General features: G+C 43.0%; 12 protein-coding genes. All 12 read left to right on the forward strand.

Annotated elements, in window-relative coordinates; translation table 11 throughout:
* The first annotated feature begins 205 nt into the window (after positions 1-205).
* The 12 genes from BXO88_RS05255 (at position 206) to BXO88_RS05310 (ending at position 12,746) form a co-directional block, all read left to right on the forward strand.
* Positions 206-1,144 carry a hypothetical protein gene (locus tag BXO88_RS05255; RefSeq protein ID WP_078036700.1) on the forward strand — a complete coding sequence of 313 codons (939 nt, stop codon included), beginning with the start codon at positions 206-208 and terminating at the stop codon, positions 1,142-1,144.
* A gap of 22 nt (positions 1,145-1,166) precedes the next feature.
* On the forward strand, positions 1,167-1,649 hold the full coding sequence (locus BXO88_RS05260; RefSeq protein WP_139355516.1) for an NUDIX hydrolase: 483 nt from the start codon (positions 1,167-1,169) through the stop codon (positions 1,647-1,649).
* 247 nt (positions 1,650-1,896) lie between these two features.
* Positions 1,897-2,445, forward strand: a complete 549-nt coding sequence (locus tag BXO88_RS05265; protein WP_044993644.1) for a histidine phosphatase family protein — start codon at positions 1,897-1,899, stop codon at positions 2,443-2,445.
* Positions 2,446-2,492: 47 nt separating this feature from the next.
* Positions 2,493-3,836, forward strand: a complete 1,344-nt coding sequence (gene cbiD / locus BXO88_RS05270; RefSeq protein WP_078036701.1) for a cobalt-precorrin-5B (C(1))-methyltransferase CbiD — start codon at positions 2,493-2,495, stop codon at positions 3,834-3,836.
* Between the two features lie 136 nt (positions 3,837-3,972).
* On the forward strand, positions 3,973-4,758 hold the full coding sequence (gene cobM, locus BXO88_RS05275; protein WP_078036702.1) for a precorrin-4 C(11)-methyltransferase: 786 nt from the start codon (positions 3,973-3,975) through the stop codon (positions 4,756-4,758).
* Between the two features lie 106 nt (positions 4,759-4,864).
* Complete coding sequence (locus tag BXO88_RS05280; RefSeq protein WP_168171626.1) at positions 4,865-6,067, forward strand: cobalt-precorrin 5A hydrolase; 1,203 nt, start codon at positions 4,865-4,867, stop codon at positions 6,065-6,067.
* Positions 6,068-6,372: 305 nt separating this feature from the next.
* Entirely contained in the window at positions 6,373-8,103 is a 1,731-nt protein-coding gene (locus BXO88_RS05285) for a zinc ribbon domain-containing protein (protein ID WP_078036704.1), read from the forward strand.
* A 69-nt stretch (positions 8,104-8,172) separates the two neighbouring features.
* Entirely contained in the window at positions 8,173-8,790 is a 618-nt protein-coding gene (locus tag BXO88_RS05290) for an ABC transporter ATP-binding protein (RefSeq protein WP_078036705.1), read from the forward strand.
* A 91-nt stretch (positions 8,791-8,881) separates the two neighbouring features.
* Complete coding sequence (locus tag BXO88_RS05295; RefSeq protein ID WP_078036706.1) at positions 8,882-10,090, forward strand: ABC transporter permease; 1,209 nt, start codon at positions 8,882-8,884, stop codon at positions 10,088-10,090.
* Positions 10,087-11,211 carry an ABC transporter permease gene (locus BXO88_RS05300; protein WP_078036707.1) on the forward strand — a complete coding sequence of 375 codons (1,125 nt, stop codon included), beginning with the start codon at positions 10,087-10,089 and terminating at the stop codon, positions 11,209-11,211. Before BXO88_RS05295 ends, BXO88_RS05300 begins: the two co-directional genes overlap by 4 nt.
* Before the next feature lie 62 nt (positions 11,212-11,273).
* Positions 11,274-11,939: a CPBP family intramembrane glutamic endopeptidase gene (locus tag BXO88_RS05305; protein ID WP_078036708.1), complete on the forward strand. Its 666-nt coding sequence runs from the start codon at positions 11,274-11,276 to the stop codon at positions 11,937-11,939.
* A gap of 75 nt (positions 11,940-12,014) precedes the next feature.
* Positions 12,015-12,746 carry a hypothetical protein gene (locus BXO88_RS05310; RefSeq protein WP_078036709.1) on the forward strand — a complete coding sequence of 244 codons (732 nt, stop codon included), beginning with the start codon at positions 12,015-12,017 and terminating at the stop codon, positions 12,744-12,746.
* Positions 12,747-12,838: the final 92 nt, after the last annotated feature.

The following is a 12,838-nucleotide window of genomic DNA, read 5'->3' on the forward strand; positions in this document are numbered from 1 at the left end:
GATACGGCCTTCAGACGAATACTTGTATTCATTTGAAGGCCAACGCGTCATCGTGTGGGGGGATGAAATCCGCACTACGCGATTTTTATAAAGCCGTTACTGGACATCTGTGGATGGCTCATGATTGAAAGTACTATTGAAATATGCGAAAATTAGGTCACTATTACGTTATTATGATGTAAATTTAATCATAGGGATTTTATTTATGAATGAATCTGACAGAAATTACAGCTATACAATCGAAGAGAACCGGATGAGCCGGATGATGAAAGACATGCGGGCGGAAATCGCGAGACAGCGGCCGGTGGTCCCTTTCACCGAATCGGATATAGATATGGTTCGCAGGCAGGCACAAAAGATAGGAAATGTGAAGATGCTGGCGGATCCTGAGGGCTGGTATGTTGCCATGGTTTTGTCCGGATATTTAACGAAGGATAAGGACCAGAGACTTTATCTTTCTGACATTTTACATGCGCATTTAAGCGGTATTTCATCGAGTCTCGTGTATACAGATCCATATTATCGAAATATAATGATTCCCGATGATCTGACCTTGGGAAATCATCATTTTGCCACACTTTCATACGATCAGGGAGAAATAATAGAGTTAAATCCTGATATGGTTGAGGGAATGTATGTACCTCATTACGGATATCTGAGGGAAGCTCTGGAAGTCCCCTGTATCACTGAGGATAAGCCTGAGGAAGCTGTCTGGATGAGTCTGTCTCCCGGTGAGATCATTACCATGAAAGAGGATATCGACAATGCTAAAGGCAGGCTTCTGACACTTGGTCTCGGGCTTTCGTACTACGCATATATGACGGCCAGAAAAGCTTCGGTTTCTTCTGTTACGGTCATAGAGAGAGAGGCAGAGACCATAGAGCTGTTTGAGAATTATATACGTCTACAGCTCGGGAAAGATGAAGCCGGGAGAGACATTGCCGAAAAGATAAGGATCATACAGGCAGATGCCTTTGATTTCATGGAGACCGTAAAAGATGGGGAATATGATTACATTTTCGCGGATCTTTGGGAAGGTCCATATGACGGCAAGCCCATGTATCACAGAATAAAGGGAATGACTGAGGGATTCAGAAAGACGGAAGTACACTACTGGATACTGCCGCAGATGTTATCGATATGAAGAGAGTAAAGGAGATCGGATTTTGGCTATACTTACAACCTTATGCTATATAGAAAATGATGAGCAGTATCTGATGCTTCATCGAACCAAAAAGAAGAATGACCTGAATGAAGGTAAGTGGATCGGTGTAGGAGGAAAATTCGAAAAGGATGAGAGTCCCGAGGAATGTCTCCTTCGGGAGGTCAGAGAAGAGACTGGCTATACATTGACATCCTGGAGATATCGAGGGATAGTGACGTTTATTTCAGGAAGAGCAGAGACGGAGTACATGCATCTTTTCACGGCGGACGGATTCACCGGGAATCAGGTAGTATGTAACGAAGGAGAGCTAAAGTGGGTAGATAAAAAAGAGGTTCCTGAGCTCAATGTCTGGCCCGGTGACCGCATATTCCTCAGGCTTCTTCTGGAGAGGGACAGCTTCTTTTCTCTGAAGCTTGTATATGATGCGGAGGACAGACTTCTGGAGGCGAAGCTGGATGGAGAGGAATATGACATGCCAATATGACATATGGCGGATTCTGCAGGGATACGGAGTATAGCGTCAGACCTTCGTGGCTTGTTCCTAGTTTCCGAAGGAGACTTGCCATATAACACCATTTCCGGCGAAGAACATTAAATTATCGGTGTTTCCGGAGAGTATGTAAGGCTCTCTTTAGTGTTTTGGGAGTGTGGAACGATTCCGAAGGCGATGTTGACATTCACATTAGAAACTTTTTGATATTAATCCTGGAAAATACAGGTGGAGGCAAGAAATGGGAAAATTTTATTTTGTACGTCACGGACAGACGGTTTGGAATGTTGAGAACAAGATATGCGGAGCAACTGACAGCCCGCTTACTGAAAAGGGACATGAGCAGGCGAGAGAGACTGCTATGGAACTAAAGAGAAGGATCGATGCGGGAGAGATACATATCGACGAAATAATTTCATCACCTCTTTCCAGAGCATATGATACAGCGGAGGAGATCTCTAAAATTACGGGAGTTCCTATGAGGGCGGAGCAGAGACTCATTGAGCAGAATTTCGGAAAATGGGAGTCAACACCAAGAGACGGAGCGGATTTCAAGCTGGCTAAGCAGAACTTCATCGATGATTATGAGGGCGGTGAGTCCATGTTCAGAGTAGCCCAGAGAATCTACAATCTCCTCGATGATATAAAGAAGGAGCCGGATAAGGTATACCTTCTGGTGGCACATAACGGTATCGCGAGATTTATAATGTCTTATTTTGAAAATATGACCAATGAGGAGTTCGCTGCTTTCGGCGTAAAGAACGCAGAGCTTCGGGAGTTTGATTTCTGAGAAATCAAACCGTAAATATGTTATAAGTCATAGTGAAGGTATAGCTGATGGACAGATTTGTGCGGAAAAATCAGAAAGAACTTAGATGCGGTCTTACCACCGGAACCTGCGCGGCAGCCTGCGGGAAGGCAGCCATGCTGAATCTTCTGACGGGTCAGGTTCCGGAGATGGTGAACATAACTCTTCCGGGAGGGGATACAGTTTCCCTCAAGGTTCAAAAAGAGAATTCTGATCAGTTTTTGTCAGTGTCTTTGGAATCAGAAGTCTCTCGGATTTCTGTAAAAACCGATAATAATCAACCGAGCAATGAACCGAGTGAAGATTCTGAAAAAGTTGTTAAGGATTTTCATAGTTCCGGGCTCGATCAGAATGGCTATATCAGGAGAGTCGGCGGGAGACATTGTTCAGAATTCTTCACTGTTAAGGACTCAGGAGATGATCCTGATGTTACAAATGGAACTGAAATTCATGTCATGATAGAGGAAATTGCGCCGGAAGAAGTACCTCAGCATGCTTTTATCTGCGAGGGTGATTCCGGGCTTTTTCTTACAGGTGGTAAAGGTGTAGGTGTAGTCACGAAGCCGGGGCTGCATCAGAATATCGGTGAGAGCGCCATCAATCCTGTTCCGAGGGAAATGATATTCGGGGCTGTAAAGGATGTTATTGAAGCTACAGGAAATGAGGAACACAGAGAGACATTTCTCATTACGGTCATAGTACCGGATGGAGAAGAACTGGCGAAGAAGACATTCAACCCCATGCTTGGTATCGAGAGAGGCATTTCCATTCTGGGCACCACAGGGATAGTTGAGCCAATGTCTGAGGCCTCAATAGTGGCCACCATCGAGACTGAAATAAGGCAGAAGCTTGCTCTTTCCGAAGCATCGGAATCAGGTTTAATTGCGGTTCCCGGAAACTACGGAAAGCGCTATGCGGAAGAGCTCGGGTTCGATCCCGGGAGATGTGTTACGGTGTCGAATTATATCGGAGAAGCCATAGATCTTGCCATATCTTACGGCTGCGGAAGTTTTCTTCTCATCGGAAATGTGGGAAAGCTCGTGAAGCTTGCTGCCGGGATAATGAATACCCACAGTAAGGTTGCTGATGGCAGGTGGGAGATATTTGCGGCACACCTGGCACTATGCGGCGGTACTATAGAGCAGGTGAGGGCCATGAGAGAAGCTCCAACCACAGAGGAAATGCTCACGAGACTCGAGGAAATGGGCCTTAGGGAAAAAGTCATGGCATCAATCATGAAGGAAGTAGCGTTCCAGATGGAGCATCGCATCAAAGGAAAGATGGAGTTCGGAGTCATTGTCTATTCCGAGAGATTCGGGCTGGTCGGACAATGCGGAGAGGCAGAAAGACTTATGAAGAGCTTAGTTGTATAAAGCTGTTTAGTTGAAAAATGCCACTAGTCGAGAAGGACATGTATAAAGACGGTTTTCTAAGGTGAAATACCAGGCATCATGTTTGGCTTGTATGATAAAACTAAAATAATCGATATTTAATGATCAGGATAAAATAATGGTACATTTTGTGGGAGCGGGTCCGGGAGATCCGGAGCTTATTACAGTTAAGGGACTGAGACTACTAAGAGAGGCGGACATCGTCATTTATGCCGGCTCTCTGGTTAATGCTGAGCTTCTTTCTAATTGCAGGGAAACAGCAGAGATCTTTGATTCGAAGGAAATGAATCTCGATGATGTCACAAAGGTCTATGAGAGAGCTGAGAGAGAAAAAAAGACGGTGGTGAGGCTCCACACAGGGGATCCAAGCTTATATGGCGCCATACGTGAGCAGATGGACTGGCTTAAGCAAAATGATATAGAGTACGACGTCTGCCCGGGAGTAAGCTCATTTTCAGGAGCTGCAGCAGCACTTAAAAAGGAGTATACCCTTCCGGGAGTGACTCAGACGGTCATCATCACAAGAGCGGAGGGACGGACGCCGGTGCCTGAGAAGGAAAAGTTGAGAAAGCTTGCTGAACATCAGGCTACGATGGTGCTGTTTTTGTCTGCCACATTATCTGAAAAGGTAAGAGATGAACTGATTGCAGGAGGGTACGGTGAAGATACTCCTGCAGCGGTGGTGTTCAGAGCCACCTGGCCTGATGAGGAAGTGGTGAGGACAACATTGGCAGAGCTGCCTGAGGTATTTAACCGTGACAGTGCAAGGCGCGAAGACGGAAATATGAAGCAGGCTCTGATAATAGTCGGTGGGGCTATTGACGATAAAACAGTATACGAATACTCGAAGCTCTATGACCGTAATTTTGTTACAGCTTACAGGGGAGAGAAGTCCGGAAAGTAATATGTGATAAAATACCTGGTTTTATCTTATTGTATTGAACAGGTATTCATGGCAGTATTCCGGCACGATAGAAGACTGGATGGGAAATAATAAAAGGAGGCGCTTTGTGAGGGTAGAAATCATCGCTTTTACAGAAAAGGGATATCGTCTGGGGGAAAGCATAAAGGAAAGATGCCTTGGGGCGGAGAGACTGCCAAGGGATATTTTCGGGCTGCCCGGGGACAGGACATGGAATATCGGTCTCCATGCAAAAACGAAGGCCCTTCCGGAGATTTCAGATCCAAGGGAATTAAGCGAACTGATGGCACTTTGGTTTGGACGGAGTGGAAATGAAGTTGCTATAGTTTCAGATAGTGCATCGTCAAAGGATGTTTCCGGGATGACAGATGATTCAGGAAAAGAAGGTGAAAAAGCTTCTGCCATCATTTTTATCGGATCTACGGGAATTGCCGTGAGAGCCATTGCGCCCTTCATCAAACATAAATCGGAGGATCCTGCGGTTCTGGTCATTGATGAGGCAGGACATTTCGTTATTTCTCTTCTTTCCGGGCATCTTGGCGGAGCCAATGAACTTACAGAGTTTATTTCGAAACTCATTTCCGCCGAGCCTGTTATCACCACAGCTTCTGATATAGAGGGAGCATTTTCGGTAGATGTCTTCGCAAAGGAAAACGGCTTTATCCTTTCTGATTTCGGAAAGGCAAAGGAGGTTGCGGCGAAGGTTTTGAGAGGCGAGAAATTACGGATATACAGTGACATTAGCATGGAAAATCTTCTGAAGAGACCGGGTATCGGGGAAGCTGAGATGGTATCATCGAAAGAAATCGATAAGGCTGATATAGTCATAAGTTACCGGACTAAACTTCTTGATTATGAGGAGCCGGTTATCAGACCATTTAATGCCATCGGACTGAGGCTCACGGCGAAGCGGGTATATGTCGGGATAGGAGCGCGTAAAGGCGTCTCTGAGGAAGATGTAGTGAAAGCCTATGATAACTGCCTAAAGTCTTCCGGGATCGAGCCTTCGGCGGTGGCGGCACTTGTAAGCATTGACATAAAAAAGAATGAGCAGGGGATACTGACCTTCAGTTATAAGAGAGAGATACCTTTCATCACATATTCTGCGGAGGAGCTCCGCTCGGTTGACGGTGACTTTGCGGCAAGCGCCTTCGTTCAGAGCGTTACAGGTGTTTCCAATGTCTGCGAAAGGGCAGCAGCCTATGCTGCGTCAAGAAACGGCCGCGAAAAGGTGCTGGTGAACAAACAGATCTACGGGAACGTGACGCTGGCGGTGGCGGTGGCAATGTGAGTCAGAGAATGAGGTCGAAGCCGGCCTCGTTCTTTTTTTTTCGATAGGCCCGCCAACCTGAAATCATCTAAGATGGGAGATAAATGATAATTCGGTCGTTTTAATTAATATAAATTTTGACTTTTGACGAAATATGAAATAGATACGGATGATTGTACGGTTAAGATACCTGAAATAGAGTTATTCATATGGAAATCTGTGTCAGGTATAAAAGGAAGACGGTTGTTATAGAGCCAATTAGATCTGCATTTGTGTGGCAGAGATTACAAATAATAGGCTTAATTTATGAGGAGGATATTATGCAAATGACTTGTCCAAAATGCGGAGCTGCTGTCACCGGGAATATGAAGTTTTGTCGTAAATGTGGAGCTTCGCTTCAAAACATGATGCAGGGTCAGCCGAATGCACAGAATCAGCCAAATATGTATGGCCAGCCGAATGTTCAGGGGCAGCCGAATTCATACGGTCAACCGAACATGCAGGGCGGGAATAATATGTACGGCCAGCCGAATATGTATGGTCAGCCTGAGATGCAGTACGGCACGGTTCAGCCTAAGAAAAAGTCTGGCTTGGCATTAGGAATCGGAGTCGGTGCTTTTGTGCTTGCTGTTTTGGGAGCCGGGGCATTTTTTGCCATCAATATTCTGCCCGGATTGCTTAAAGATCCGAAGACTCTGTTTGCGGAAAATGTTGTAACGGTTACCAGAAATTTCAGTGATGAGTTCACGGACTTCGGTACAAAGCCTGTTGAGGCAATGGTTCATCTGGGAATGGATGACTCGAAGGATTCACATACAACAACAAAAATCACCACTATAGAATCGGATGCTTCAGGAAAAGATCAGGAGTATGCTTTGGAGCAAACATACAGTTATGATTCCGGAAGCGGAGATTCCGCGTATACTTTATCGGTAAGCATGGGAGATGCATCTCTTGGAACCGGAGGAGTGTACTTCAATGGTAATGAATTTATTTATTCTCCGGCAAATACATCTTCGCCGATGGTCAGATACGAGCTGGACGAAAGCAGTGCAAAGGCATTGGGAGCTTATCAGGCCATAGACAGATATACGCTGATGCTGACAGGGATGTCTTCTGAAGATGAAGTCGACTGGGATAAACAGCTGGAAGATTTTCTTGAAGGATCACTTGAAGGAATAGATAAAAAAGAATTTGAAAAATCCAGTGAAGAATACACCATTTTCGGAAAGACACAAAAATGTGATACAGTCAGCGTTACTGTGACCGGACAGGAAGCGAAAGACCTTATGGAGGGAATGACAAAACTTATTACTGTCGGTATGTCAAACGGCGGTGATTTTGATACGGAGGAAATATTTGGAGATAAGGAGGCAGATGACAGCATCAGTCTTACAGCAACAACCTATTCTTACAAGAACAGTCCTGTAGGAGTTGTTATAAGTGTATCCAAAGATGAAGAGACATATAGCATTAATTTAAGTGGTTATAGTACCGGTAAGGAAAAGCAGACCATTATCGATATTCCGTCTGAAAAAGGAAAAGGCTTTTATTATGAGGACGGAGTTTATTCCATTGATTCCGGATATGAGGTTTTAAACAAAATTAATTTTGGTGAATTCTCAATTGTTGTAGATGAAACCGGAAAAATAAATGGTGAAGACCGGGATCTCAGCGGAAGCTTTACCATAAAAACCGGTGATAAGGCCGGAAAAATCCATCTTAAGGAGAATAGTTTCACAGGTTCCATCAGTCAGGAAATCACCGACGGAAAAGGTCAGTTTGTAACTGAAATTGAAACCAAGGAAGGACATGCGACGATAACCACCAGCTACGAGAGGGGAAAACTTCAGGAAGATAAGATCACTGCCCCTGTGTTCCTTTCGGAATCAGGAATTGATTGCGGAAGAGATCTCGATGATCTGAAAGAAAGCATTCATTCAAAGTTACTGGGAGATAAAAAGGGTAAAGGTGATTCAAATTTTGCAAGAATGGGAAACAGGAATTCTCTTGTGCGTCTGGGATATATCATTTCACTGATGGGTAGAAACAGATGACACTCAACTAACAGCTAACATACACACTTATCCGGGTGTGTTGCTATATAAAGATAGCAGGTATCATATATGATTGAAGCAAAATGTCTCGTAAAAAGATATGGCAGTTATACAGCAGTGGATGATGCATCTTTATCTCTTGAAAAGGGAGAGGTTGTGGCCTTGCTTGGCTCCAATGGAAGTGGCAAGAGCACACTTCTCTCTATGCTTGCCATGGTTCTCAAACCGGATTCAGGGGAAGTGACTGTTGATGGACTGAAAGGTAAACAGGCAAAGGAAAAGGTAGCTTATGTTCCTCAGGAAATCGTTCTTTTTGAAGAGTTGACCGTCATGGAAAATCTGTATGCATGGTCATCTCTTAAAGGAAAAGAAAATACAGAACGTGCCGATTATCTGGTTAACGAACTTGAAATGACGGATTTCAAAAGAAAACGTGTAGATAGACTTTCCGGCGGACAGAGAAGAAGAGTCAATCTGGCAGTTGCACTGATGGGAAAATATGATTATCTGTTACTGGATGAGCCTCTGGCAGGGATAGATGCTCATGGAGGAGAATGCATAGAGCATCTTTTGAAAAAAGAAAAAGAGAAGGGATGCTCAATGATCTTAACAGAGCATAATCCCACGATTCTTTTGCCCCTTACAGATCGTTCATTGAGAATTGAAAGGGGACACTTAACTGTATAGATCCGTAGTTATTTTAGGAAACACTGATTATATCAGTATTTCCCTAAGGACTTGCCGATGGTGGTGCAAAATATGGTATGGGGGTTATCAAATGAATCCTTTCATGTTCATACTGTATGATATCAAAAGACTGTTCGGTCGTGGAAAAACGGCTTTTATTGCCATGCTTTCGCCTATCCCGGTCATATTGATGTTTGCAATGTTTCTGGCGCCCATACTTACCCAGGGGAATGGAGTCTTTTTTTCCGGCGCTATCCTGAATGAAGATGACAGCGAAAGCGTTGATCAGTTGATGAATATCATCATCAATTATGAGGTAAAAAAGGGTAACGTAACTGTGTATCCCGTGAAAGAGAAGGAAACGGGAGAACGCATGGTGGACGAGGGAAAAGTAGCTGTCTTTATGCACATTCCGCCCGATACCTACACAGATTCCATGAACGGAAAAAGAGCTGTAATGGAATTCTATTATGCGCCTTCCCGTGCATTTGATGCTCTCACTTTTTATACAGGAATTAAAAGCAGCATATCGGTTTTCGGTCAGGGAATCAGGCTTGTGAATATCGCTGTAGGCATCGCAGAGAAACTGGGATTAAGGGAGGAAGAGATATTCAGGATCTGGGATGAGGGAGTGCTTGATTTACAGAATGTTTTTATTCACAGAGGCAGAGTTATAGGTAAAAACGGTATTTTTCTGTTTGGAGCAGATTATCATTTCAGATTTGCCATTGCCCTTCTTTTTGCCACATGCGCATACATGTCTTCATTTCCCATCATGTATCTTACCAGTCTCGATTTATCGGAAATCTTCAGCAAAAGAAGTATTCCCACAAAGAGGCTTGCAGTATACTTTATTGCCAGAATTATCTCAGGAGCAATTCTGATTTTGTCTTCATTTTTGATCATGTTTCCGGTTGCCCGTTTATTGAGGCAGATACAGCTTGATTTTGCCTTGTCTGTAATTCCGGGAATTATATTAACATCCTTCGTGTTTTCATCTTTGGCAGTGCTTTTAGGTTCAATGTTTAAGCGCGGACAGTCTGCGCTTTGGGCCGGACTTTACTTCGGAACCGCATCTGTAGCATCAGTGGCATTTTTATCGGACAAAACAGATATACCCGAAGCACTAGCTTGTCTCATGAGGATTTCTCCGTTAAGAGCCAGTGTGAGTATTTTTTCCAATGGTATGTTTAATCTTATGATTGAACGTTATGCATTTGATATGTTTGTTTTGTTTTCGACCTTTGTGATCTTTTCTGCCGCAGGTTTTGCTTTGTATAGGAAAAGGAGTGCCCTATGAATTATTTGGCATTATTTAAGGGCAGAGCAAGGGCACTGCTTATGGATTTTTCATCTTTGGCTATAATCATTATAGCTGTGGCGGTTTCCATATACATTTCGAAATACAGCGGAAATGAAAATACCAGGGGTATCATCATAGAAATCGTTAACGAAGATAAAGGAATGCTTGGAAGTCGTCTGATAGATATTCTCTCTGCTGAAGAGACATTTAAGTATCATGTAACAAGCTATGATGAAGCGATAAGAGAAGTTGCCGGTAATAAAGCTCAGGGTATAATTGAAATTGTTCCCGACTTTTCGGAAAAAATTGGGCGTGGTGAATATGAATCCCTGGTTCACATTACGGTTATGGCGGATTCTTATGATATGACTACCTTTACGGAAATGGTTATAAATGATGTCATAAAAGTCTGGTCGGAAAAGCTGGTTGAAAAGAGGATAGGAGAAATAGAAGGCGTTAAGCAGGATGACCTTACACTATTTAGAGAAGAGATCAGGGATGTATGGAAAAGAGAGTCTCTCTTGGATATAGAGAGCGTTATGGGTAAGGAAGAGAAAACAGAAGAGGAAGAAAACTATTTCGGAATCCGGTGGTATGCTGTTTTTGCCATGTTTTATCTATGCATCAGCGGTACATGGATGTGTAATTATTCAAGTACCGGGCTTTTGAGAAGAGTCTCGGGAAGAGGAGGAAATATTGCCTTCCTGTTTATTTTTCAGTCCCTTCCCGGAATCATCATAGCATTTCTGGGATTTATTCCGGTTCTTGTGACAAGCGGTCACCCTGATCCGGTCCGGGTATTTGTTTCATTTTTGATTTATATATGCTCGTCCGCAGCTTTTGCTCTTATAATATGCTGTATGTCAGGCAAATTTTCAAATCTTGTTTTGATATCCCCTATCTGCACCATGGTTGTTTCGCTTTTCTCCGGACTTCTCTGCGAACTTCCGGATTGGGCAAAGCTCTGGGACAGTGCATCTGTGATCATTCCGGGACACTGGCTGTATGATGCCATACTGGAAAAGAGATTTTTCTTAGGGTCCATGCTGGTGTTCGTTGTCTGGTTTATGATGGGAATAGGTATTTCATGGATCTTCAGTAAAAAGAAAAAACAGTAGTTGCAAGATTCGCATTTAGTCGGTATTTGTCCGAATTATGAATGCATAAAAGGAAGACATAATTGGAAAAGGCAGAGAACAAGAAAAGATCGGTTTTTATATTAAGCTTAGTAAGTATTCTTATATTGATTGTTACAAGTAAGATATGTGAAAAAGTTTTGCCCGGATATACGATACCGGGAAGTGAGAATTTACTTATCAAGATATTTATGCCCATCATATCAGTGATAGCGGTGATTCTGGTTTTATGTGGGAAACTGTCTTTTTCTTTTTCCTGTTTCAGGATTTCAAAAGACTGTAACTTCAAACGGGAAATGATGGAAGCTGCGGTGGTAATAGTTATATATGCTGCGGTTTTATTTGGTTACAGACTCTATAAGAATTTAACAGATCCTTCTTACCTGACGCGGCCTCTGTTTGCTCTTTATCTAAACATTAATTTTCGGTGGTTTTATCCTTTAAGCGCTTTGTGGCAGGAGCTTTTGATAAAGCCGCTGTGGCAGGATAATGTAAAGCAGGCTATGGGCGGGAAAAAGTGGAGCACGTTAATCTATATAGGATTATTGTTTTCTATATATCATATGCATTTTCCCTTGTACTATATGACGGCTGCCGGGGTTCTGTGTTTTCTTACAGGAATTCTTTATGAAAGAGATAAAAATATCTGGGGGATATGGGTTCTTCATTTCTGTCTGGGCTTTTTGCCCAGAGCCGTGGGTCTGGCCTGATGATATCCATTGGCGGGGAATCTGTAACATGATTGTTCATGATGGCGATAAGAGCATCAGATTAGGGGAAGATGAATGAAGAGTGCATTGGGGCAAAGGCTGATATATAGAAAAGGGAAATTAATATTTCTGCTTTTTGTAGAGGCTCTTTTACTGTTTTTTATTCTGTATTACCTGATGGTAAATAAAGACACGGGTAATGCAATAATAGTAACTATCACCATGTTTCTGGCATTGATTCCTATAGGGATGGAACTGGTGTTTAAACTGATCATTCCATGGCCTGTATACTGTTTCGCTGTGATCTACACACTGGGAGATGCCATGGGGTATTGTTTCGGTTTATATATGTATTTTTCCTGGTGGGATGATGCGATGCACTGTGTAGAAGGATTCCTGTTTACTATGTTTGGATACTATTATCTGTCAATCGGGGATGAGGGCAGTAAAAAAGCACGTATTCGAAATCTTCTTTTCGGAATATCTCTTTCCATTTTTATCGCCGTTATCTGGGAGATAATAGAGTATGCAGCGGATACAATATGGCTTCTCGATATGCAGAAAGATGTATTTATATCCAGGATTGATTCTTATCTTCTCGCAGGAAATACAGGAACGATTGGATCTATAGAAAATATCGGTGAAGTTACGGTGGGAGGCCGGATTCTCCCGGGATATATAGACATAGGACTTATCGATACAATGGATGATCTTATTAAGGCTCTGGCAGGATCCTTTGTATTTTCGGTATATGCACTTATGGACCGGGATAAGCATCCGATCCTGAAGTTTGAAAATAGCAGGTGATTTGATTTTAGGTTGATGAGTTTTTTGGTACAGAGTATTTGAATGATTACTATTCATCAAAAAAGCACGATTCCTGAATGTGGAATCGTGCT

The sequence above is a fragment of the Oribacterium sp. C9 genome, from assembly GCF_002007235.1.
Classification (GTDB): Bacteria; Bacillota; Clostridia; order Lachnospirales; family Lachnospiraceae; genus Oribacterium.

Bases quoted from the DNA above. Each gene is read 5' to 3' on its own strand.
- cobM (WP_078036702.1), top strand. From the start codon at position 3,973: ATGGTACATTTTGTGGGAGCGGGTCCGGGAGATCCGGAGCTTATTACA.
- BXO88_RS05300 (WP_078036707.1), top strand. From the start codon at position 10,087: ATGAATTATTTGGCATTATTTAAGGGCAGAGCAAGGGCACTGCTTATG.
- BXO88_RS05285 (WP_078036704.1), top strand. From the start codon at position 6,373: ATGACTTGTCCAAAATGCGGAGCTGCTGTCACCGGGAATATGAAGTTT.
- BXO88_RS05310 (WP_078036709.1), top strand. From the start codon at position 12,015: ATGAAGAGTGCATTGGGGCAAAGGCTGATATATAGAAAAGGGAAATTA.
- BXO88_RS05290 (WP_078036705.1), top strand. From the start codon at position 8,173: ATGATTGAAGCAAAATGTCTCGTAAAAAGATATGGCAGTTATACAGCA.
- BXO88_RS05255 (WP_078036700.1), top strand. From the start codon at position 206: ATGAATGAATCTGACAGAAATTACAGCTATACAATCGAAGAGAACCGG.
- cbiD (WP_078036701.1), top strand. From the start codon at position 2,493: ATGGACAGATTTGTGCGGAAAAATCAGAAAGAACTTAGATGCGGTCTT.
- BXO88_RS05265 (WP_044993644.1), top strand. From the start codon at position 1,897: ATGGGAAAATTTTATTTTGTACGTCACGGACAGACGGTTTGGAATGTT.
- BXO88_RS05295 (WP_078036706.1), top strand. From the start codon at position 8,882: ATGAATCCTTTCATGTTCATACTGTATGATATCAAAAGACTGTTCGGT.